General features: G+C 47.3%; 25 protein-coding genes, 2 tRNA genes and 1 pseudogene. 8 read left to right on the top strand and 20 right to left on the bottom strand.

Annotation, left to right across the window (positions count from 1 at the left end):
- Positions 1 to 30: 30 nt before the first annotated feature.
- Positions 31 to 669, bottom strand: coding sequence for a leucine efflux protein LeuE (gene leuE, locus K8W53_RS13150; protein ID WP_052939341.1), 639 nt, complete (start codon positions 667 to 669; stop codon positions 31 to 33).
- 196 nt (positions 670 to 865) lie between these two features.
- Positions 866 to 1,411, bottom strand: a complete 546-nt coding sequence (locus K8W53_RS13155) for a chorismate mutase (protein ID WP_000617988.1) — start codon at positions 1,409 to 1,411, stop codon at positions 866 to 868.
- A gap of 82 nt (positions 1,412 to 1,493) precedes the next feature.
- Here K8W53_RS13155 and K8W53_RS13160 point away from each other — a divergent pair.
- Together K8W53_RS13160 and K8W53_RS13165 are read left to right on the top strand one after the other, a co-directional pair.
- A pseudogene (locus tag K8W53_RS13160) lies at positions 1,494 to 1,648 on the top strand (hypothetical protein).
- Positions 1,649 to 1,726: 78 nt separating this feature from the next.
- Positions 1,727 to 1,975: a biofilm/acid-resistance regulator YmgB/AriR gene (locus K8W53_RS13165; RefSeq protein ID WP_000208086.1), complete on the top strand. Its 249-nt coding sequence runs from the start codon at positions 1,727 to 1,729 to the stop codon at positions 1,973 to 1,975.
- Positions 1,976 to 2,229: 254 nt separating this feature from the next.
- Here the strand turns inward: K8W53_RS13165 and K8W53_RS13170 are convergent, their stop codons facing one another.
- The 6 genes from K8W53_RS13170 to K8W53_RS13195 form a co-directional block, all read right to left on the bottom strand.
- Positions 2,230 to 3,078, bottom strand: coding sequence for a MerR family transcriptional regulator (locus K8W53_RS13170; protein ID WP_000190260.1), 849 nt, complete (start codon positions 3,076 to 3,078; stop codon positions 2,230 to 2,232).
- Between the two features lie 68 nt (positions 3,079 to 3,146).
- Entirely contained in the window at positions 3,147 to 3,740 is a 594-nt protein-coding gene (locus tag K8W53_RS13175) for a helix-turn-helix domain-containing protein (RefSeq protein ID WP_023223718.1), read from the bottom strand.
- Positions 3,741 to 3,884: 144 nt separating this feature from the next.
- On the bottom strand, positions 3,885 to 4,673 hold the full coding sequence (aadA, locus tag K8W53_RS13180) for a cryptic aminoglycoside nucleotidyltransferase ANT(3'')/ANT(9) (RefSeq protein WP_023223717.1): 789 nt from the start codon (positions 4,671 to 4,673) through the stop codon (positions 3,885 to 3,887).
- A gap of 108 nt (positions 4,674 to 4,781) precedes the next feature.
- A complete protein-coding gene (gene zinT / locus K8W53_RS13185; protein WP_161397180.1) occupies positions 4,782 to 5,429 on the bottom strand; it encodes a metal-binding protein ZinT in 648 nt (215 codons plus the stop codon).
- A gap of 111 nt (positions 5,430 to 5,540) precedes the next feature.
- A tRNA-Arg gene (locus K8W53_RS13190) sits at positions 5,541 to 5,617 on the bottom strand.
- Between the two features lie 8 nt (positions 5,618 to 5,625).
- A complete protein-coding gene (locus tag K8W53_RS13195) occupies positions 5,626 to 5,952 on the bottom strand; it encodes a four-helix bundle copper-binding protein (protein ID WP_001183699.1) in 327 nt (108 codons plus the stop codon).
- A 193-nt stretch (positions 5,953 to 6,145) separates the two neighbouring features.
- Here K8W53_RS13195 and K8W53_RS13200 point away from each other — a divergent pair, with 193 nt between their 5' ends.
- Positions 6,146 to 7,279, top strand: coding sequence for a mechanosensitive ion channel family protein (locus K8W53_RS13200; RefSeq protein WP_000456065.1), 1,134 nt, complete (start codon positions 6,146 to 6,148; stop codon positions 7,277 to 7,279).
- An 81-nt stretch (positions 7,280 to 7,360) separates the two neighbouring features.
- Here the strand turns inward: K8W53_RS13200 and K8W53_RS13205 are convergent, their stop codons facing one another.
- From K8W53_RS13205 to K8W53_RS13225, 5 genes are read right to left on the bottom strand one after another with little or no spacing between them, the layout of a single operon-like run.
- Positions 7,361 to 7,951 carry an ATP-binding cassette domain-containing protein gene (locus K8W53_RS13205; RefSeq protein WP_000947460.1) on the bottom strand — a complete coding sequence of 197 codons (591 nt, stop codon included), beginning with the start codon at positions 7,949 to 7,951 and terminating at the stop codon, positions 7,361 to 7,363.
- Positions 7,945 to 8,742: an ATP-binding cassette domain-containing protein gene (locus K8W53_RS13210; protein ID WP_023223715.1), complete on the bottom strand. Its 798-nt coding sequence runs from the start codon at positions 8,740 to 8,742 to the stop codon at positions 7,945 to 7,947. The genes K8W53_RS13205 and K8W53_RS13210 overlap by 7 nt, the downstream gene beginning before the upstream one ends.
- A complete protein-coding gene (locus K8W53_RS13215) occupies positions 8,736 to 9,548 on the bottom strand; it encodes an ABC transporter permease (RefSeq protein WP_000966637.1) in 813 nt (270 codons plus the stop codon). The genes K8W53_RS13210 and K8W53_RS13215 overlap by 7 nt, the downstream gene beginning before the upstream one ends.
- Complete coding sequence (locus tag K8W53_RS13220) at positions 9,538 to 10,512, bottom strand: ABC transporter permease (protein ID WP_023223714.1); 975 nt, start codon at positions 10,510 to 10,512, stop codon at positions 9,538 to 9,540. Before K8W53_RS13220 ends, K8W53_RS13215 begins: the two co-directional genes overlap by 11 nt.
- Positions 10,512 to 12,146, bottom strand: coding sequence for an ABC transporter substrate-binding protein (locus tag K8W53_RS13225; RefSeq protein WP_001644622.1), 1,635 nt, complete (start codon positions 12,144 to 12,146; stop codon positions 10,512 to 10,514). Before K8W53_RS13225 ends, K8W53_RS13220 begins: the two co-directional genes overlap by 1 nt.
- A gap of 681 nt (positions 12,147 to 12,827) precedes the next feature.
- On the opposite strand from K8W53_RS13225, the gene K8W53_RS13230 reads away from it, so the two are divergent.
- Both K8W53_RS13230 and K8W53_RS13235 read left to right on the top strand, forming a co-directional pair.
- Entirely contained in the window at positions 12,828 to 13,142 is a 315-nt protein-coding gene (locus K8W53_RS13230) for a TRL-like family protein (protein ID WP_000182479.1), read from the top strand.
- 148 nt (positions 13,143 to 13,290) lie between these two features.
- Complete coding sequence (locus K8W53_RS13235) at positions 13,291 to 13,821, top strand: cytochrome b (protein WP_000929974.1); 531 nt, start codon at positions 13,291 to 13,293, stop codon at positions 13,819 to 13,821.
- Positions 13,822 to 13,903: 82 nt separating this feature from the next.
- Here the strand turns inward: K8W53_RS13235 and K8W53_RS13240 are convergent, their stop codons facing one another.
- The 4 genes from K8W53_RS13240 to K8W53_RS23855 form a co-directional block, all read right to left on the bottom strand.
- On the bottom strand, positions 13,904 to 14,947 hold the full coding sequence (locus tag K8W53_RS13240) for a sialidase family protein (protein ID WP_052939339.1): 1,044 nt from the start codon (positions 14,945 to 14,947) through the stop codon (positions 13,904 to 13,906).
- 338 nt (positions 14,948 to 15,285) lie between these two features.
- Positions 15,286 to 15,753, bottom strand: a complete 468-nt coding sequence (locus K8W53_RS13245; RefSeq protein ID WP_001218118.1) for an Hsp20 family protein — start codon at positions 15,751 to 15,753, stop codon at positions 15,286 to 15,288.
- A gap of 197 nt (positions 15,754 to 15,950) precedes the next feature.
- A complete protein-coding gene (locus tag K8W53_RS13250; RefSeq protein ID WP_077944484.1) occupies positions 15,951 to 16,178 on the bottom strand; it encodes a hypothetical protein in 228 nt (75 codons plus the stop codon).
- A 211-nt stretch (positions 16,179 to 16,389) separates the two neighbouring features.
- Positions 16,390 to 16,515, bottom strand: a complete 126-nt coding sequence (locus K8W53_RS23855; protein ID WP_000758944.1) for a hypothetical protein — start codon at positions 16,513 to 16,515, stop codon at positions 16,390 to 16,392.
- A gap of 377 nt (positions 16,516 to 16,892) precedes the next feature.
- Between K8W53_RS23855 and K8W53_RS13255 the strand changes: the two genes are divergently transcribed.
- Positions 16,893 to 17,237, top strand: coding sequence for a c-type lysozyme inhibitor (locus K8W53_RS13255; RefSeq protein ID WP_017440977.1), 345 nt, complete (start codon positions 16,893 to 16,895; stop codon positions 17,235 to 17,237).
- A gap of 755 nt (positions 17,238 to 17,992) precedes the next feature.
- On the opposite strand, the gene K8W53_RS13260 is transcribed toward K8W53_RS13255, so the two are convergent.
- The 3 genes from K8W53_RS13260 to K8W53_RS23860 form a co-directional block, all read right to left on the bottom strand.
- Positions 17,993 to 18,069 (bottom strand) — tRNA-Arg (locus tag K8W53_RS13260).
- 405 nt (positions 18,070 to 18,474) lie between these two features.
- Positions 18,475 to 19,032 carry a virulence membrane protein PagC gene (gene pagC / locus K8W53_RS13265; protein WP_000789471.1) on the bottom strand — a complete coding sequence of 186 codons (558 nt, stop codon included), beginning with the start codon at positions 19,030 to 19,032 and terminating at the stop codon, positions 18,475 to 18,477.
- A 379-nt stretch (positions 19,033 to 19,411) separates the two neighbouring features.
- Positions 19,412 to 19,540 carry a hypothetical protein gene (locus K8W53_RS23860; RefSeq protein ID WP_023215762.1) on the bottom strand — a complete coding sequence of 43 codons (129 nt, stop codon included), beginning with the start codon at positions 19,538 to 19,540 and terminating at the stop codon, positions 19,412 to 19,414.
- A gap of 298 nt (positions 19,541 to 19,838) precedes the next feature.
- On the opposite strand from K8W53_RS23860, the gene pagD reads away from it, so the two are divergent.
- Together pagD and cspF are read left to right on the top strand one after the other, a co-directional pair.
- Complete coding sequence (pagD, locus tag K8W53_RS13270) at positions 19,839 to 20,108, top strand: virulence protein PagD (RefSeq protein WP_024147879.1); 270 nt, start codon at positions 19,839 to 19,841, stop codon at positions 20,106 to 20,108.
- Positions 20,109 to 20,239: 131 nt separating this feature from the next.
- Positions 20,240 to 20,452 carry a cold shock-like protein CspF gene (gene cspF, locus K8W53_RS13275; RefSeq protein WP_001537306.1) on the top strand — a complete coding sequence of 71 codons (213 nt, stop codon included), beginning with the start codon at positions 20,240 to 20,242 and terminating at the stop codon, positions 20,450 to 20,452.
- The last annotated feature ends 18 nt before the right edge of the window (positions 20,453 to 20,470 follow it).

The following is a 20,470-nucleotide window of genomic DNA, read 5'->3' on the forward strand; positions in this document are numbered from 1 at the left end:
TGACCCGCCGTTCACGACGGGTCCAGGGGGTTAAGACTGGAGCGTTGCCAGCCGGGCGGCAAATCCGACGAAAAGAAGGCCAATCAACGAATTGCCCACTTTTGCCAGTTTCTTTTTGGTACCAATATAGTGGGTTACAAAAGCGCCAGAAAGAATTAAAAAGCTCAGATAGCAAAAACTGACGATTTCAAGGGTGATGGCCAAAATAAAAAATGACACCCCAGTATGCGGCGCAGTAACGTCAATAAATTGCACAAAAAAGGAAACATAAAAAAGTATGGCTTTAGGATTCGTCAGGCTAAGAATTAAAGCACGCTTAAAAATAGCGCCAAAAGGAACTACCGTTTCCGTCGCCGCACGCCCCTTTGAGGTCAGCGTAGCGTAAAGGATTTTTGCGCCAAGGTAGAGCAGATAAAACGCGCCGAGATAGCGAACAATGTTAAACAGAACCGGCGTTGTTTTGATCAGCGTCGCCACGCCCGCATACGCCAGAAACATTAATATCGCATCGCCGATAAACACGCCGCATGCGGCAAGATATCCTCCTTTAACCCCGCGTCCCACGCTGTTTTTAAGCACAAAAAGCGTATTCGGCCCCGGTACCAGAACGATAAAAATCGCCCCAACCAGGTACGTCCAATAATTCAGAACACCATACTCCGCGAACACATTAACCTCTTCCTGAAAACATTTACGCTTAGCTGCGAAACAGTATGCTAACGAATGCACCGGAAGATGGGAAGCGAAACCACGTCTCTCCAGCCGCTATTCCGCCACGCTTATATCCACATCACCCAAAAACGTTCTTGTATCGCGCCCCCCGCAGGCAATCACCAGGTATTGGCCCACGTTTCCTCATGGGGAATTAACGCGCGCGTCGTACCAAAGACAGGGCTGCCAACACATCACTGATATCGCTCTCATTCAGATTCGGCGCATTAAACTTCGCTCTCAGCCACACCATATCCTCGTGGCTGAAAGCGCCGACCATCAAGCGCTGGCTGATAATGATCAACATTTGATTATCAAGTTGTCGAATACGTTGCCGGGTAACCGACAAGGTTTGTATCGGAAAGGAGGGTTCTGAGCCGGTTCGCCACTGCGCTAAATAGCGGTACTGTATCGCTTTACTGGCATCCATTAGCGAACGAATAAAAGGGGTTATCGAATGCGGGTCCAGACCGTTATTTTTCGCTTCTTCTTCGGCCTCGGCAAAAACATTTTGTTCACGCGTGAAATCCTCTATCGGCAGATGGTGCTTCATTTTATAAGCAGCCACATCTTTCATTAATAACATGCGTTCATTGAGCGCGGTTAAGAGCGCGCCAAGCGATACCGACGTTACCGAATCGGCAAAAGTGGTGCTGCACATCAATAAAGAACAAAGAAAAATGGCGATATGACGAATCATTAATCAACCTCCTTTTACGGAGGCCTGACAGTAATTTACCTTTATTAAGATAACATTAAGTAATTATTACAGATGGGTATTAATGCTTATTCGTTTAAACTGGAGTGATAAAAAGAACAGGCCGTTGATTCTACGGAATCTTCACCTTCACTTAAAGTGTATAAAATATACAACAAATCACACAAATGTGATGTACATCACGTTTTTATGATTTTTTATTACGGTTTTATGATATAGGTCTAATTTTAATAGGTCACTAATTTCTCTCCCCCGCTCAGGGAGATCGGCTTCAATTTACATCGAATATGGTGAAATATGACTACCATTACACTAGTCAACGAACAAAATAGTACTGGCAATCCTTTTTCTGCACATATGTTATGTGAACAGCGAGCTATTCAGGAAATTACTTACGAACTATTGCAATCGCAGCAGCATGTCTCAAATAAGGATATCATCGCCAAACTTATTGAAAAACTGGAAACAGAAAAAGACGTAGTGCAGCTTGATATTTACCGTAATGCCTTAGAAGCCGTTTTGTTTCAGACACCTGACGACATCTAATATATACCCAAAATAATTCGAGTTGCTTAAAGGCGGCAAGGGAGTGAGTTCCCAGGAGCATAGATAACTATGTGACTGGGGTGAACGACAAATCTGCCGGGAGCAGATTTGAACGTCGCGTGCGACGGCCCGTCAGGGCGAGGCCCATGGATGGGCCGAGTAATCCGTAGCCAACACATAAGCAACTTGAAGTATGAAGGGTATAAACAAGGGAGGGGGTTACTCCTCCCCTGTTCGTTAATAATGCAGATGCCTCAACGTGCGGTGCCTGATTTTTCGTAGCCGTTTGCATGGATTTGCGGTGCAACATGCTGCATGCTTTCTGGCATCTCATGCTGCCGATATACGGCTGGCAGTAATGTTAAGCATGAGCCATTTTTCACATGAAGACTAAATTTACCCGATTCTTTTAAAGCCTGAATAAGATTTTCCTGCGCGGGAGTTAATGTCTCATCATGCCACAGAACAATATGCTCGAAAGACGTTGATAAAAGATCGGGCATCGGCGCCTGCCAGGGGATGACTTCAACTCGCATACCTTCACTACAATATTTAATCGTTTCCAGCCATAGCTCAATGGGGTCGTTCAGCGAAAACGCAGCAATAAGCATTGTGCCTGCTGGCGCCTTTCGTACGCTACTTAGCTGGAACGTGGCGTATTCAATAATCGCAGTATCCAGTAATGCCTTTTCAAATCGGCGTGCATCATCATCGCCTGCGGACAACCACAGCCGTAAAGGACGCAGTATTGACTCAATTACGATACACGGCGGAATTTCCCGACCATAACGCCAGAGTAATTTTCGCAATTTGGCGGGTTCGAATTTTCTACACTGCGCTAAAATCTCTTCCTGGTAAAATAACCATCCCGAGCGGCAATGCGTTTCTTCACCATAGAGTGCAGGTTTAATCTCTTTTAATGAGAAGCCTTTGCTTAACGCGTCGATAATATGCTGTATTCTGATAGCATCTTCTATGCAATAAAAACGATTGCCAGCTTCATCCTTGGTAGGTTGAAGCAGGCCATAGCGTTCCCAGGACCTGATATTTGCTGTTGTGACACCACACTGCGCCGCCATTGCGCTAATACTAAAAGTAGCCATGCCTGTCTGGCCTCATGATGATGTAAGAAAGCATAGTGAACCTAAACGCCATCAGAAGCAAATCATTATTAAGCAATGACCTTACTATTTACACGGGAAATTACATTATCAACATTATTTATTGTAAGCCAGTGCGTAAAGGCTTTAGAGACGGACAGTATTTGATAATCCAGAACTGTTCTACAACCTAATTTAGTCAGAACATGGTAGCGTACTGAGTAAATAGTTTTTAAATGTACATTTAGCTCACAGCTTATTTGTCGGATATCCATTCCTTTAACAAGCATTGCCAAAACATTTCTTTCATTCGCCGTTAATCTGACTTTCTCTGGCCTGGGAAAAAATTGGCCAGCAGCGGCCAAAATCAGTAACTCACGCCACTCAGCAATAGAGGCGTCGACCTTTATTCGATATATAGCATGATGTTCATCAATAAAGTTATATTCATTATGGGTAACAATTCCAATGAGTACCGTTTTAAATGCGGAAGTAATATACTGCTGTACGGTGTAGTAATCGTCGATATCAAAAATAATATAATTTACGTTACCAGCTATTATTGCGACGTCCTTAAATAAGGACTCCAGACCATAATTAAGAAACAGGTTTTCGCTCAATAGTCTTGTATCTGTCTTTAAAACAGATGATGCGGAACCAGTCATATCCACCTCAACAAAACGAGAGCCATGGGGAAATATCCATTCGATGGCCCGCATAAGATCATCTGCTTACTTCAGCGATGAGAACCTATTAAGTAGTAGTTGAGGAACGCCGTTTGCGCAACCTGACAGACGTCCTGGGGCATCTTATGTGAGCTGCGTGGGGATGTGCGCTTTGGCAAAATCCACAAAGCGTACGACCGCAGGCAGCAAAATATGCCAGTCCTGCTGCTCCAGACCTAAATATTCACGCTGCGCCGCACGCAACGTGGCAGCATAATCTTCCGGCAACTGAGGTAACAGCCAGTCAGCCGCCGCATCCTTAGAGGTAAATCTCCCGGTAGAAAGGGTGTACCAGATACGCGCCAGGGTTAAAACGATATGATACTCATCTCCCTGCATATCTGCCGTGGATTGCCAAAGGTCGAGGGGATAACGCAAGGCCTTCAGCAACTGCGCCGCAGGGGCTGGCGTGAACAGCCGTTCCGCGCGTTCGCCCTTTAGCGGTATACTGGTTTCCAGAATTTGGGTTATCAGTAACACCATGTCCCAGTCCTGTTGCGCTGGTTCATAAATCCCCTGGCAAATGTCCTCTCTTAGCCACTCGCCAAATTGCATTTCCCGGGCAGGTGGAAAACACCAGGGAACCAGCTGCGAATAAAGCACGACAGTGACCTCCAGAGCGCGTTTTTCTGCCGACGCCCCCGGCGGCGATGAAAGCGCCAGCAATTCCTGCATCAGCGTTGCGCGTTGGGCCTCCGTCAGCGGCTGGCATATTGTCACCAGTAGATCAATGTCGCTGTTTGGCTTCAGACCGCCCGCGACAGCGGAACCATATAAATGAATAGCACGCAACGTATCGCCTGTGACACGAGTAATCAGGCGACACGCCGCATCCGTTTGGCATTGAATCGAGGGCGGTATGGACAGCGTCATCGTTGCTCCGGGGGCGCAGGTATTTTTTATATTGATTGCCAGAAATATGGCATAACGGCAGAAAAAAAGCTCGCTATTCATAGCGAGCTTTTAACATTGCAATCAGACTTAATGATGTAGCATTTCGTCAACGACCTCATTCGCCTTTAACTGATAAGGATAATAGGTAGGCCAGTTTTCCATCTCTTGCAACAATGCCCGCTGCGAGGTATTTCCCATAAAGATATGGAAGTGCGCCGATTTGCGCGGGGCAATGATATGATCGCTAAACTGAACATATTTAGGCGCTTTGCTATTCGCATCTTTACATTCGAACAGGTAGCGCACCCCTTTTTTACCCGATGCGTAAGTCAGAATTTTATAGCCGGCATAATTGTATTTACAGGATGCAACGTTATTGTCGCGATGGAATTCTATAACGCCATTTTCAATACCGATCGTCTCAACATTCGTCGCGTATCCTTTGCGATAATACGCTTTAATATCCTCAAACGTTTTCTCCGGGTCTTTCTTCGCCTTTTGCCTGAAGACAGGGTCCAGCTCGCCGCTGACCAGATAAGGATAGACGGATTGCCACATACCATCCCAGTCGGTGAGCGCGCGATCGCGTACATTAGCGTCATCAAACACGCCCGCTGCCGCTTTTTGCTCAACCTCCGTCATCGGCGCGCCATGAGCATGATGACCATGCGCGAAGGCAGGACTATTTACCAACAGCATTCCCAGAAGCATTGTCAGTTTTTTTAAATGAATCACCAAAACGTTACCCTCATCTTTCTTAGAAAGATGATTGTTATATTATAACATTGCATTTATTTCAACAGAAACTCAGCGGCCACCGCGCAGGTGGCCTTTTTTGATATCAACTGGTCCGCCATCGAGGAATTGAACCCCGAACCTTAGAGGTAGAAGCTCTATGCTCTATCCGGTTGAGCTAATGGCGGAAGAAAAATTACGCGGCCATTTTAAGGCAGGCGTCTGCGCATTGGCTGCATGCCCGCGCGCAATTCTGGCAATGGTCGTGATCGTGCCTTGCACACTCTTCGGCGCAGGCTTTGCAGATATCCGCGCACAGGCGGCATAATTTTTGTGAGTACTCGCTTTCCAATGCCATAAATTGCGCCGCCAGGCGACAAATGGCCGCACATTGCATATCTAACTGGATGCAGTGCTTCATCATTTCGACGTTATCTTCACGCAGACAAGAAGAGGCGCAGATATCACACGCCGCCGCGCATTCATAACACTGCTCAATACACTCACGATGTTCTTGTTGCATAAATGACTCCTTATTTTATTAAGAGGAGTAGATAAGTCTGCACAGAAACGCCGGGATAGCCAAACGGCTACCCCTCTTTTTCATACTTTTTGAACAAAAGTGCTGAATAAAACAGCAATCGTAAAGCCGGAAATCGGCCTCCGTGATGTGACGTCTATACTGTAATGTTCATCTGCTTTTCATCGGAGGTAAAATGGAGTATTTAGCACGACTAAATATCGTTGCGATGCTGATGTCAACGACGTTCTGGATCAATCTGGCGGTCGTTTTTTTCGTCACCCTCATTACTTACTGGCTCATCAACTGGCTACTTAATGTGGTCTATAAAGCGCTACAACGCCCGGATAAAAAGGATGATGCTCATGGGCGGCTGCGGCCTATTGTTTTCGAGATGCTGAAAAAGACCAGTAAGATGCTAATCTTTTTTGCCGCATTTCTCTTTAGCCTGCGCTTTGTCGCCCTGCCCGACCGGTTATTCTCTACCCTCTCTCACGCCTGGTTTTTAGTGGTTGCGATTCAAATGGCGATTTGGCTTGATCAGGGCGTACAGTCATGGATGCGTCATTTACTGTATGCCCCAGGCTCCAATAAAAACCCGGTGACGTTAGTCATTCTTGGTATGATTTTGCGCGTGCTCGTCTGGTCTATGATGTTGCTCTCCATCCTGGCGAACGTCGGCGTGGATATTACCGCACTGGTAGCCAGCCTCGGCGTGGGCGGTATTGCTATTGCCCTGGCGGTACAAACCGTTCTGAGCGATGTCTTCGCTTCGCTGTCGATTGGTTTCGATAAACCCTTCGAGATCGGCGATTTCGTCGTCTTTAATGATGTAGCCGGTACGATTGAACATATCGGTTTGAAAACCACCCGCATCCGTAGCCTCAGCGGCGAACAGATCGTTTGTGCGAACGCGCAGTTGTTGCAGCAAACCATACACAACTATAAGCGGATGCAAACGCGTCGTATCGTGTTTACTTTTGGCGTCGCCACTGCGACACCGCCGGAAAAGTTACGCCTCATCGGCGATATGGTGAAAAAGATTATTACCGATGTCGGCGAAACACAATTCGACCGCGCCCATCTACTGGCCTTTGGTCAGGATCGGCTGACCTATGAGGTGGTGCATATCGTCAATACCGCGGATTACAATAAATACATGGATATTCAGCAAGAGATAAATATCCGTATTATTGAAAAACTCATTGAGAATGATATCGAACTGGCGCTGCCAAGTCTGGTCGTCAGAGCCCCTGTACAGGTTGAAGAGACCAGGGACTACAGTAATACCGCTGATGCAAAAAACGCAGATAAACGCGTCATGCAGTAAAATCTCTGCCGACAATACCGGGAACCCATGGGTTCCCGGTGCGTTAACGGCGACACGGCAATGCGGAGAAACGACTTGCGGCTATTCCACCTGTAAATGGCGGGTACAGACTTGATCAAGTAGCGCAGACTGATGACTAATCACCAACATCCCTAATGAACGGCTGCGACACACCTCGAGCACGTATACCCATATCGCTTTTTGAATAGACGGATCGAGTTGCGCCGTCATTTCGTCGGCAATCAGAAAACGCGTTCGCGGGTCAAGCGCGCGCAGTATCGCAATTCGCGCCAACTCCCCGCCTGAGAGCTGCATTGGCCGACGCGTCAGCCACTCGGGCTGCACATGCAAACGCCTCATCGTTTCCGGGTCAGGCTGCCAGGCATCACGCACAGCGTCTCCGGCGCTTCGCCAGGGATTAAACGTCAGTTCAGGATGCTGGGGGACAAGCTGTACCGGACAATACTGATGCAGGGGTAACGGGCTACCGTCCAGCAGAACGTCGCCCGCCGTCGGTTTTTGCCATCCGGCCAGGACGCGCCCCAACGTTGTTTTCCCCGTTCCGCTTGGCGCATGAATTCCTACCCGTTCACCGGCAGAAATCGTAAACGTCAGGTTCTGCCATAAGACTTTCCCGCCCTGACGAATAACGAGGTCGCGGCAGCTTAGCATTCTATTCCCTCTCCGGTCGGCATAAATAACGGGTTTAGTTCAGGCAATGCTTGCCATTGCCGTTTTAACGGCTCACTCATCTCTTCCGGCTGTAACTGCTCGCAGCGGATATTGTCCGTGATATAACCCTGATGCAGCGCCACAATGCGATCGGCATACCGCGCCGCCAGCAGCAGGTCATGAGTCACCCACAGCACGCCGCATCCCCGCTCGCAGAGACCTCGCAAGTGCTCAAGCAACTGGTTTGCCAGTGCGGTATCAAGCCAGGCGGTGATCTCATCCGCGAGGATATAACGTGCCTGGCTGAGCGAGGCGTGGCACGCCAGAATTCGTTTAGCCATCCCGCCGGAGAGCTGGCGAGGAAAGCGTTCCAGGACTGTCGGTTCAAGATCGCTTTGCTGTAATAGCTGTGCCATTTGCGTCTCATCCCAGGCGCGTCCGGTCAGATGACATGCTCTGTTCAAATGTTTTCTAATATTCAGCATGGGATTAAGCGCCTGTACCCCCTGCGGCACGTAGCTAAACGTATTGCCCCTAAGCTGCCTGATGGTATGTCTGTCCAACCGGTTGCCATCAAGCGTAATCTCCCCCCGAAAGCGTAAATTTTCCGGCAGCAGATCGAGCAGGCATTGCAGCAGCAGACTTTTGCCCTCCCCGCTGCCGCCAACCAATGCCACCATTTCGCCGGGCGCGATATCAAAAGAGACATTCTGTAATAACGGCGACCAGCGTCTCGCGCCATACCAGCGATAACGCGCGCTTTCCAGCGTAACCTGTTGTAAACTCAGCATACGTCACTCCTTAGCCACAGCCGCTGAATGGCGCGCGCAAACTGATCGAAGAGCATCACCAGCGTGAATAACATTAGGCCGGGAAACAGCACCAGCCACCAGTTTCCATGGCTAATAAACCGTAACGCATCCGCCAGCAACAGCCCCAGCGAAGGCTCATGCGGCGCCAGCCCAAACCCCAGAAAACTTAACGCCGCGCTGTGCAATACCGCATGAGGAAACATCAATAACGTTCCCGTCAACCATTGCGGCAATAACGCCGGAAAATAGTGATATCGCCAGCAATAAAGGTGTCCATGCCCCAGACGATAGGTCAGTGTCAGGTAGTCACTCTGCGCTACCCGCTCCGCGTCGGCGCGCAGAATCAGCGCCAGACGGGGCCAGTGCGTTAACGCCACGGCCGCAATGACGCCGCTTTTACCGCCGCCGAGCGTAAAACAGATAAGGATCAGCAAAAGTAAATGCGGCATGGCGAGCATGGCATCGGTTATCAGCCGCATCAGGAGGTCCAGCCGGGGATGAATGCGCGCCACTGCCGCCATCACTAGCGCGATAACGCCGCTGCACAGCGCGGCGCCAACGCCAATTTGTAAACTGGTGAAGGCCCCCTGAAAGCAACGAAGCCATACATCACGCCCCAGATTATCGGTGCCAAACCAGTGCTGGATATCAGGCGACAGATGCCGGGCAAGCAGATTAACCTCTGGCGGCTGGCTCAACGTGGCATAACCGTATCCGGCAATAAACAGCAGACAGGTAACGGAGAGGATCAGACGAAACAACGTCGGGGCAGGATTATAGAGCATCGGGACGCTCCAGCGATCGATTAAGCACCACCACAAGCCAGGCTGAAATCGTATTTCCGGCAAACACTAATAGCGTACAGAATAAAACGATCCCCATAAGTAGCGGGACATCGCCACGCAGGCCGGCATCGATAGTGGCCTGTCCCAGCCCCGGATACGCAAAGACTTTTTCTGCCAGTAACGCTCCCCCCATCAGTTCGCCCAGAGAAGCAAACTGTAAGCAGAGCGCTGGGGTAATCGCATGACGTAACACCTGGTGACGTAACAGCGACCATCCTTTATCCCCCTGAGCGCGCGCAAAACGAATAAATTCGCTCTTCATTACGCTGGCTATTTTTTCTCGCGTATGCAGCGCAATTTGCCCCATGCCCAACAGACTTAACGCACATACCGGCAACACAAGATGGCGTAAACGTTCCGATAAAAGAGCTGTTCCTGCATTATTTCCGGGGTCCCAGGCGCAACAAACAGGTAATAACGGCCAGCGGACGGCAAACAGCGCCAGCAACAGCATTGCTATCCAGAAGGTGGGCAACGATGACAATAAGTAGCTGATACGGCAAATCATCTTATCCGGCCAGCGGTGGAGAAAACGTCCGGCCAGAAAACCCAATGTCACGCCCAGCACACCAGACAATAGCCAGGCGCCTGCCAGCAGCGCGAATGACGTCGCAAAACGTTCCCGGATCACGCTGGCGACAGGCATGTTGAACAGCATGGAATACCCCATGTCACCCTGGAGCAGACGCCAAAACCAGTGACCGAAACGCTCCCACAGCGGCTGGTCAAGCCCCCAGCGCGCCGCAATCCGCGCATATTGTTCTGGCGGAACATGGAGCAGATCGTTGCCAATATAAGCACGGATAGGATCAACGGGCGAAAAGCTAAGCAAAATGAAGGTGCCGGCAGCCACCAGCACCAACAGAATAATCAGCCGCAAAAAATGACTGAAGAACAATTTCATCACCGACAGGTCCAGGTCCAGTCATCAAGATTGTTTAACACCGACCAGCTACCGTGGATTTCTGGCGCGCCTTTTCCCAGATCAATACAGGGGTTGGCCAGATAGGTATGCTGAATATTAAGCAGCCATGCCCATGCCGCATCGCCCTGAACGCCCGCGCCCTGCTTTCCATCCCACTCAACCTGCTGCCAGAAAGGAATCGCCTTTTGCCAGTCAGGCGCATCTATAGCCTGTTTCAGATGTGCTTCTACCGCAGGGTTGCTGTAATAGCCCGGGTTATAATATTCCACACCAGCGGCTTTCCCACTGTAGTGATGGAAGAGTTCCATCGGGTCCAGACTTCCCCAGCCAAACAGCGTAGGGTTAGCGTGCATATGGCGCTCTACAGTTTCCCAGCTTCCCGATTGCAACGAAACGACAATGCCTAAAGGCTGCAACATGGCGCGCACCGCCTCGGCCAGATCCCGTCGGGTGCTGTCGCCACTGGCATACCATAAGGTCAGACGCGCTTCTTTACCTGCTTTTTCACGCACGCCCGCACGGTTTATCTTCCAGCCAGCCTCTTCCAGGATGGCGCGCGCTTTTGCAATATCGCCATCGCTGAATACCACTGAAGGATTTTGCCACGGCAATCCCTGCACCGCGCTATAGGCGGGTATCGCATGGCCTTCCATCACCTGTTCCGCCAGTTGTTTACGATTAATGGCATAGTTAATTGCGCGTCTGATAGCGACATCAGCAGTCACATCGTTGCCGACAGGATAACCGTTAGCATCCTTTTTACCGGCAGGCACCATCGGGAAGACAATGCCCCGGTTTTCAACGCTATCGCGTACCCAGAGTTTAAGATTATCCTGCTGCGGGGCCACCGCCATAGAAGGGGCAATGCGCACCAGCCCCAACTGTCCGCTGCGCGCGGCGGCATAAGCATTATCTTCATCCAGGAAGACAAAAACCAGCCGGTTAAAGTCATTCTTTTTACCTGCATACCAGGGGTTGGCTTCAACAATCAGTTGCTGACCCGGCTGAAAGCTGACCAGTCGGTATGGACCGGCGCCTATCGGTTCACGGGCGAACGTTTTTTCATCATAACGGCTGGCCGGAACAATCCCTAACGATCCTAATACATTCACAAAGGTGCTCTGCGGATGGCTCAGCGTCATCTCAATTCGGCGCGCATCCAGCGCTCGCGCATGGCTAAAATTGCCCATGTCAATTTTACCGCCGCTCTTCGCCGCTTTGTTGTATGTAAAAACGACATCTTCGGCAGTTAATGGCGAGCCATCGGAGAATTTCAGATCGGGTTTTAAGGTCAGTATCCAGGTTTTACCATCGGGGCTGGTATCCACTTTTTCCGTCAGTAAATTACCCCAACTCATATCGGCGTTTTGCTTGAGCAACGGCGCATGAAGCAATAAGTAACTGCCGTGGCTCCAGCCCAGCATAGGATCAAAGCCTTCCGTTGGCTCAGGGCCAATGGCCAGCTTTAAGGTATGGCCATCTGCCGTGTCCGACGCAGCGAAAAGCGGCGAGGTGAATGCCAGAGCCATCGCGCACGTTATGAGCGCCAGTTTGCCTTTAATCATCAGTTTACCCCAGATTATACGTTGTTTTTGTTCCTCCCGGCGCAGCATAAACGTCGGGAGGCCTCCTGAGGACGGCATTATGGCGAGCATTTGTAATGAAAAAATTGATGCAGAACAGAAAGTATGACGATCTTTTAAAAACATCATACGCACAAGCGCCGGGAGCGCCAACGTGGGCTAAAGGCCGCTTTTGACGGGGATAAAACGCAAGAGAAATGATGCCAGTAATACCGGGTTAATTAACGCCATCTTATTCTCTTATTTCCTTTCTATTCTGTATTACGTCTTCCCATCCGACGCTGTTCATTTTCTCAACGTTATTAGTCAGTGCTGAAACGTAAGAAGGTATCGTAATTAGCGCCTCCTGGCTTTAAACCTAAACCAATATTAAACGAACCGGACGTTAATGAAACTTACCAGCAGAACGCCAGTCATATGGCAACCCGATGAAATGACATGCTATGGAGTCCAACCGAAAAATGTTAACGCCGCCAGGGCTCGTGATGATTTTTTTAGCCGTACTGTTCTCATTGCTGACAGGATGCGCAAGTTATAAAAACACGGCATGGGGAATATATCCGGCTTCAACGGATATTTGTCCATCAGGTACGACATCAACAGGAGGGTGCAAAGAGTAATATCGCATATTTAATATACACCACTTTTTAAATGACTGTCCGGACATTTTCGGACGGTAAGTTTTCTATTAATTTATAATGGACTAATCCCATGACAAATAAAAAACACATTTTTTCAATTATCTTTATTGGTTCTCTTTTAACGGGGTGTGCTACAGGACCATCACCGACAGGGATTGGCTTATATACGGATGTTAAAGGGCCAATTACTGCCACGAGTCTCCCGGCAACCAAAACCGGTAAAGCGTGTGCGCAAACGGTATTGGGTATTGTAAATACCGGCGACGCATCTATTGATTCAGCGAAAAAAGCGGGCGATATTTCTTTAGTGTCGAGTGTTGATTATGAAACTACAGGCTCATATCCGTTTTATGGTAAAACCTGTGTTGTCGTAAGAGGACAATAACAACAGTAAGCCGGCGATGCCGCCGGCTTTTTATCCCATTTTACGTGCCGCTATCTCTGTCTGTTCCTTGCGACTCAGCCCCCGCTTTAAGGTTCTGTTAAGATTTTACGCATACCCTACAAGCAGTTGTTAATAAAGGATAATAATAATGGCACATTTCTCAAGACTGCAAATAACGCTTCACTGGTTAACACTGCTCCTGACAGGCATCGCATATGCGGCTATTGAGTTACGGGGGTGGGCGCCAAAAGGCTCCAGCGTTTACCTGTTTATGAAAGACATGCACTATGACATGGGCGTTCTGGTCTGGGCGCTGATGTTTTTACGGTTATATCTTAAACACAAATACCCGGATCCGGTCATTACGCCTCCCCCTCCTCACTGGCAGCACGTAGCCGCTAAATTAATGCATATCGCGCTTTATCTCACTTTTCTCGCCTTACCGCTGCTGGGCGTCGCGATGATGGCGTCAGGCGGGAAAAGCTGGAGCTTTTTTGGTTTTACTGTACCGGTATTTTTGACGCCAGATAGCACCCTAAAATCGGATATAAAGCGTATTCATGAAATGCTGGCCAATATCGGCTATTTCCTTATTGCCATGCATGCAGCAGCGGCGTTGTTTCACCATTACATACAAAAAGACGATACATTTTCAAGGATGTTACCCGGTAAATCATGACTATTTCGGCCATCCCGGCGTGAGAGAGCACGCCGGGCAAGGCATTAATATTCCAGCGCTATCGGTTTCGACTGATAGCGCCTTATACCGTTTGTAATCGACAATATACGATATTTTTCCGGTTCCACGTGTAGGTGATATGTACGACGCCGCCCTCGCTAATAATAGCGGGATAAGAATACTCACCGCGGTCACTTTCCAAGTCCAGTAGCGGTAGCCATGATTCGCCATTATCATGGGAAGCAATCAGTGAAAGCGGATAGCGCTTTCCCCAGTTGCCGTTGACCGGATTTAACGCAAGAATCAGCGTACCGTCCTGCATACTAACCAGATCGATACCACTATTATTATTCGGTAAAGATGTCGCGCGGGCAACAGACCAGGTAGCGCCATAGTCGATTGAATCACTGCGAAAAATTGCCCCGCGTGTGCTTCGTAACAACATATGGATATGCCCCGGAAAAGACTCCCACAGCGTAGGCTGAATAACGCCATCCCAGCGCAGGAGGTTTTCCAGACAACATTCCCACAACATCCCCTTTTTTACACCATCCCACAACGCTACGTTTGTCCCGGAAATAGCGTTATCAGGCTCCAGCGGAACAAAAGAGATATTCCAGTGTTTTCCTTCGTCAGAGGATCGATCCACAAATGCCCTCCACCGTTCAGGACTTTCAATCGACCCTGGCGCAATCCAGGCGCCATTTGATGCCAGCAGGAGTTTATTTTTTACGGGACCGCGCGGCAAAATATCATCGTTAACCAACGGAGCTGGCGTACTCCAGGTAAATCCTCGATCGCTGGAGGTGATAAACCAGGTTTTCCACGCGTGTACGTCGCTGCCTACTTTATAAAATAACCACAATTTATCCGACAGGTAAAATAACACCGGATTCCAGTGCGCTTCCCCCTCGCGTGCCGCCACTCGCTGCGGTGTTGTCCAGATATTATGTTCATAGCGAGATAGCCAGATGGCTGTATCTTCGCTTCCTTCGCGCAACCCCGCGAACCATGCGGCCACGAGCGTACCGCACGGTAAGCGAACAAGCGTAGAGGCATGGCACTGGAAGGACTCGGTTCTGCTTTCCGGTAAAATGACCTGCCGATTGACGAGCGCTAATTTCATACCTGCCTCGATTAAATAAGGTAAAAAGCATCAGCTTTTTTACGTATGAAAGTAGTGTTAGCAGAAATGGCATCAACGCGGTGAAAACGATGAACCGCTATACGAATTTATGTTCAGATATCGCGCCCATAACAGGCAGAATGTCGAGAGTGGACAAAAATTGGACTGACCTCGCGGATAATTCCAACTTACCGCCGTCCAATGGCGACGAGGTCAGTGGCACGGGATAATATAGAGGTCAGGGCTATAATATTTAGCGATCTGTGCCTACAAGCATGACGGGATACTTTTCGCTACAGGCAATGAAGGCCCGTCTAAACGGGCCTCTATTAACGCGATTATGATTTGTGTTCAATCGCCTTTGGTTTGCTTTCTATGGCAATTTTTTTCGGTTTCTCGCTTTCAGGGATCTCCTGGTAAATCTCGACCAACAAGAGGCCCTGTTCCAGTTTCGCATTATTCACCTTAGCATGTTCAGGCAAAGAAAAACTCAACTGGAAATCCGCCTTACGAATACCCCGATAAATCCAGTGCGTCTGATCCTCTACCGTCTCTTCAGTGTGTTTACCCGTAATATTCAGGTTGCCGCCAACCGTTTCAATTTCAAGCTCTTCCTCTTTCCAGCCAGGAACGCTCACGGTAAGCAGATAGTTATTCGCATCGCGCTTTTGCAGATCGTAAGCTGGCGTCGCAGCGACTGGCGTATCTCCTGTTAATTGACTGAAAAGTCTATCAATACGGTTGAAACGGTCAGAGAAAAGAGAATCAGCAAACACGGGAAGTGCTGACAAGGTTCTGAGTGCCATCATTAACCTCCTGAATCACTATTCAAAAGTTCAACATCAAGGCAAGCATTGCTTGTCCACTGACTACATAGGGACGGAAAAAACATTTTCAAGCCTATAAAAGCCTTTTTTTAGTCACGAATTTAAGTGGTTAACGAAAAGTCTCATCCCGTTCATTGCCATTTCCGCTGTCCCTTCATCTTTACAATTTTTCTTCATCATCGCAATTGATAATGATTATCAATTGCATTAGTGTATACAGGTTGGTTATGGCAGTGACCAACGCCCTTCTCCATTATCAAACCCAGCGCCGCTTTCGGGCGGCCTTTTGGGAGGAAATATGGTCGCCAAAAATAAAATTCACGGTCGTCGTATTCGTCAATCTCTGCAACAGTTACATCATCGTTGTCTTTTTCAGCAACTGGCGGTAAGCCCACCAGGAACAAAATATGTTTCAGTCACCGCTGAAACAAAAAACTGGCTTATTCATCTTGTGACTTCAGAGGGTCGTTAGCACGCGATAGTGGCTGTCCATGTTGTCGCTAAAATTTTAATGAAATGACATTTGAAATGACATTTATACATCTACAATTTGCGCCCGGCTACTCCGGGCGCCATACCTGAAGATATGACACCCGTTGCCAACTGACAGGAATTTTAGTCATCGTCTCCGGCGTAGAAAAATTCGATATCTTTATTAAACCATTTATCAATGTTGTGCCACATCAGACAACCGGTCAGAAAACTTGCGATCAATATCCCTCCTATAAGCCACTTTTTCACATATACTCCTGAATAACCCCTGTTGATGCCATTATCTGATCGATAATAAAAAGACCATCATTTAAAGAAATAGTTTCACTGACAGATACCATATGAAACGAGACAGTGAACAGTACCGTTTTCTTCGGTTTTTATGCCATAGTATTGAGCAGTGGTGACAATCATTTTCTATCGCACCATAATGATTTGCAGCCTATAGTTTATGATTTTAAGATTTGTCTACTCATCACATATGTCAGTAATAGATAAATTATAATACGCTTTTCTGGCGCACTTTTCGTCAGTAAACAGGAATACTACAGCATTCATCGTATTGATGCCGCTTTATCTCCCGTACTCCAGGGAATTAACGACAATTTTATACACAAAGGATACTAATGATGAAACGTAAATTGATCCCATTTACCCTCTTTCTCGCTGCGCTTAGCGCCAGTACCACCTCTATAGCAGCTTCGCAGGAGATTTCTAAATCTATATACACCTGTAATGATAACCAGGTTATGGAGGTGATTTACGTCAACACCGAGGCTGGAAACGCCTATGCGATTATCAGTCAGGTAAACGAGATGATCCCGATGCGGTTAATGAAAATGGCCTCCGGAGCAAATTACGAAGCCATAGACAAAAATTATACTTATAAACTTTATACCAAAGGCAAAACGGCTGAACTGGTGGAAAGTGATGATAAACCTGTTCTCAGTAACTGTTCCTTAGCTAACTAACCTTAAGAAATGCCTGAAGACTCATCAGGCATTTCCACTTCAACCTTCCTGTAACGTAACGTTAAAGAATATGTGAATCACTACCGTAGTATAATGGCTAATTAGTAACCACTTTTGAACATGGTTAATCCTATTTTTAAAGAAAAGTTCGAACTGTCTGAATTGTCGTTGTTGAGCGTTTAAATGTTTTGCTTTATTAAGTGGCCCAGGTAGAATTCGCAGCGGCTGGTAACCATTCATATTCGCACTATTGAACGATCACCGGCCAACCGCGCCAGGGTCTTGCATACGCTCTGGCGCGGTTAAATCCCCAGACCATAAACGAAATCACTGGTTTCTACTATTGATCGTATCTTTCACGTTAACCTGCATTATGCTTGCCCACCTGATGTAAAAAGACACCGCTCTGAACCATAGGGTGTGAATTTCATTTTATAAAAAAATTGCGGTGCCGGGTGCCTCCCGGTGAACCATACCACAGTCAATATGGTTCGCGAGGAACATTAACTATTTGACTGGACGCCCCGCCGCAAAGGGGGATTCACCGCATAAGAAAAATCTACAACTCACAAGTAATAAAAGACAATAACATTTTTGTGCATTTTTTATAAATGACTATCTTGTCACGTAATAAATGAAATTATTCTGTAACAGGATTGCAAGACAATACTTATTCAAAACTGAAGTGGTCAGTGGGAGTCGAACCCACATCATCAGCCTGACACTGAGGTAATAACATTATACGATAACCACATTGGACCGCCACCGAGGCCTCGAACCTCGCACCATCAACTTAGGAGGTTGATGCTCTATCCAGCTGAGCTAGTGGCGGCTGGGGACTTCTGCCAGGCGCAAAAAAGGTGCTCTCCTGGATAAAATACATACCTTGCTACTTTTCAGTAGTCGTTCAACGGCAGGTACAATATGCGAAGGCGGTCACAAAATCTTGATGACATTGTGATTAATTCCAGGAAAATTTTTCAGAGTGAATCTTGTGAGATCTGGCGTTATTTACACCAGATTTTCCTTCCTGCTTATCACCTACCTGAGCAACCTTGATTGCTTACCACAATCCTTTATCTGTGCTTATGCTGGTGAGATGTTATGTACAGCGTCACTATGACGAAGAGAGTATGACGAAGAGAGAAAAGACAGGCAGGTACGTGTCACTGGTAAAGAAGCCCTGTTTTATTGACTGGCGGTGCGGAAGGCGAACCTTCCGCATAGCTTATGCTTTTCAGAAACGGTATCCAACCCCGACGTTGAAGCCGTTTATTTTTGTAGAGGAGATGTTGCTTCCTTCATACCCAACATCGACGACGATATTCTCCAGCGGATTCATCTGTACACCCGCGCCCCAGGCAAATCCCGTTTTCCTTGAGGAAATTTTGTTAGAAAAAGAATCGCCATCCTGAGTGGAATGTTCTTTAAATGTCGCCTTTACCGTGCCGACACCCGCCAGCGCGTATAACGAAAAATTGTCAGACAATCGATAGGCTGGCCCAACCATTAAAGAACCGTACTTCACCTCAAACTTGTCATGGTAATGAATACCTTCAGGCTCAACAGACCCGGAAGCCTGTCTGTCTCCATATAAGTAACTTAGCGAGGAAATAAAACTTACCGGAGAGTCATCCTCATAACGGTATTTCACATTTACCCCTCGGATATTTTTGAAATCCTGAACTTTACTTTGTGCATACCCCACGGAAAAGGCGTTAGTATCGGCCTGTGCAACATTTACAACCAAAACGCTTGTAGTAATAACTAAAGTGGATAAAATAATATTTTTCATAACAACTCCTTAATACTACTTATTATTTACGGTGTGTTTAAACACCTGCAGTACCGATCCGGCATTCAGTTATCGCCACTATGCCGAATCGACAAAACCACGAATAATTCACCGCTATCGCTCCTGATGTGTTTACTTCCTGAAAGATATTTTTACTACCGAAGCACTCTATCGCTCATTTAGGTAACCGGTTCTACAATGTCATCTAACTTTTATAGATTTGAATGCTAATTTTTCTCACGCATATATATTTAACAGAAACCATAAAGTATTTAGCCACTATAGAACAACAAACTCGCCATACAACCATTTAATATTTAAAGCAAAAACCTCACAACCACATTAAGAAACCTGACGCCGATCGGCTAAAAACATGTCATTAAGCAAACTCGCCATATAACCAGAACATATCGCATTGTGCTTCACAGTCCTCACGTGACGCTCCAGCCGCAATACCGTTATATGCCATCGCTGGCACCGTAATCATATTCACCATGATGCTTAGCACGATTTATTCCCGCTCCGATTTAATCTTTTAATATGTCTATCAGTTACAACATTTCTTGTTATAAGAATAGAATCAACACCACAATTCCAACATAAATATCACCTGTGTTGAGAGAGAATTTACATTCCAGAAAAATAATAACGGACGCAAATATTAAACACTCGATAAAAAAGTCTATTTCGCTATAAAACCCATTATTATTAAGAGTGGTTAACTCTTCGTTGAATAAAAAATGTCAATGACGCTCCATAATTCAGGAGATGAACTTCACAAGTCATTACATATAACAGGAGGTGCTATGAAACATCATGCTTTTATGCTTTGGACATTACTTATTTTTTCATTCCATGTTTTGGCCAGTTCAGGCCATTATCCTGGTTTACAACAGGCATCATGGGAAATTTTTATCTACGATTTTGGTAGTAAAACCCCGCAACTACCTACAAATACCGATAAAAAGCAAGCCAGGCAGATTAGTTCACCATCCTGCCCGACGGCAAAACCCATGATGTCCGCACCAGTCAATGACGCCAGGAAAGGGAATACTTTCTCCAGCACATGCACATAATGTTCTTTATCTACAATGGTGCCGAACGACTACTTTTAGCCATCCGGAAATCTTGATTGCTATCAAATATAGCTGGCATTATTTTTCCTGACGTGTATAGTGCGCCTCGTTATCCCCATTAAGGAATTTGTTTGTCTCGTAAAATGACAGGAATTGTCAAAACCTTTGATTGTAAGAGCGGTAAAGGTCTCATCACCCCCTCCGATGGACGCAAAGATGTTCAGGTCCACATTTCAGCATGTCGCCAACACGAAACAGAAGCGCTTATCCCCGGTATACGCGTTGAGTTTTGTCGTATTAATGGCCTCCGCGGACCTACCGCCGCCAACGTTTATCTTTCATAATTCGTCACTCGGCATTTT

Source organism: Salmonella sp. A29-2, assembly GCF_020150755.1.
Taxonomy (GTDB): Bacteria; Pseudomonadota; Gammaproteobacteria; order Enterobacterales; family Enterobacteriaceae; genus Salmonella; species Salmonella enterica.

What these genes read in the sequence shown, in the direction of transcription:
- pagD (WP_024147879.1), top strand. Translation starts at nt 19,839, where the DNA reads ATGAAACATCATGCTTTTATGCTTTGGACATTACTTATTTTTTCATTC.
- K8W53_RS13235 (WP_000929974.1), top strand. Translation starts at nt 13,291, where the DNA reads ATGGCACATTTCTCAAGACTGCAAATAACGCTTCACTGGTTAACACTG.
- K8W53_RS13170 (WP_000190260.1), bottom strand. Translation starts at nt 3,078, where the DNA reads ATGGCTACTTTTAGTATTAGCGCAATGGCGGCGCAGTGTGGTGTCACA.
- K8W53_RS13215 (WP_000966637.1), bottom strand. Translation starts at nt 9,548, where the DNA reads ATGCTCTATAATCCTGCCCCGACGTTGTTTCGTCTGATCCTCTCCGTT.
- K8W53_RS13245 (WP_001218118.1), bottom strand. Translation starts at nt 15,753, where the DNA reads ATGGCACTCAGAACCTTGTCAGCACTTCCCGTGTTTGCTGATTCTCTT.
- K8W53_RS13200 (WP_000456065.1), top strand. Translation starts at nt 6,146, where the DNA reads ATGGAGTATTTAGCACGACTAAATATCGTTGCGATGCTGATGTCAACG.
- K8W53_RS13255 (WP_017440977.1), top strand. Translation starts at nt 16,893, where the DNA reads ATGATGAAACGTAAATTGATCCCATTTACCCTCTTTCTCGCTGCGCTT.
- K8W53_RS13165 (WP_000208086.1), top strand. Translation starts at nt 1,727, where the DNA reads ATGACTACCATTACACTAGTCAACGAACAAAATAGTACTGGCAATCCT.
- K8W53_RS13240 (WP_052939339.1), bottom strand. Translation starts at nt 14,947, where the DNA reads ATGAAATTAGCGCTCGTCAATCGGCAGGTCATTTTACCGGAAAGCAGA.
- K8W53_RS13195 (WP_001183699.1), bottom strand. Translation starts at nt 5,952, where the DNA reads ATGCAACAAGAACATCGTGAGTGTATTGAGCAGTGTTATGAATGCGCG.
- K8W53_RS13175 (WP_023223718.1), bottom strand. Translation starts at nt 3,740, where the DNA reads ATGACTGGTTCCGCATCATCTGTTTTAAAGACAGATACAAGACTATTG.
- K8W53_RS13220 (WP_023223714.1), bottom strand. Translation starts at nt 10,512, where the DNA reads ATGAAATTGTTCTTCAGTCATTTTTTGCGGCTGATTATTCTGTTGGTG.
- K8W53_RS13205 (WP_000947460.1), bottom strand. Translation starts at nt 7,951, where the DNA reads ATGCTAAGCTGCCGCGACCTCGTTATTCGTCAGGGCGGGAAAGTCTTA.
- aadA (WP_023223717.1), bottom strand. Translation starts at nt 4,673, where the DNA reads ATGACGCTGTCCATACCGCCCTCGATTCAATGCCAAACGGATGCGGCG.
- K8W53_RS13225 (WP_001644622.1), bottom strand. Translation starts at nt 12,146, where the DNA reads ATGCTGCGCCGGGAGGAACAAAAACAACGTATAATCTGGGGTAAACTG.
- pagC (WP_000789471.1), bottom strand. Translation starts at nt 19,032, where the DNA reads ATGAAAAATATTATTTTATCCACTTTAGTTATTACTACAAGCGTTTTG.
- K8W53_RS13230 (WP_000182479.1), top strand. Translation starts at nt 12,828, where the DNA reads ATGACAAATAAAAAACACATTTTTTCAATTATCTTTATTGGTTCTCTT.
- K8W53_RS13155 (WP_000617988.1), bottom strand. Translation starts at nt 1,411, where the DNA reads ATGATTCGTCATATCGCCATTTTTCTTTGTTCTTTATTGATGTGCAGC.
- K8W53_RS13210 (WP_023223715.1), bottom strand. Translation starts at nt 8,742, where the DNA reads ATGCTGAGTTTACAACAGGTTACGCTGGAAAGCGCGCGTTATCGCTGG.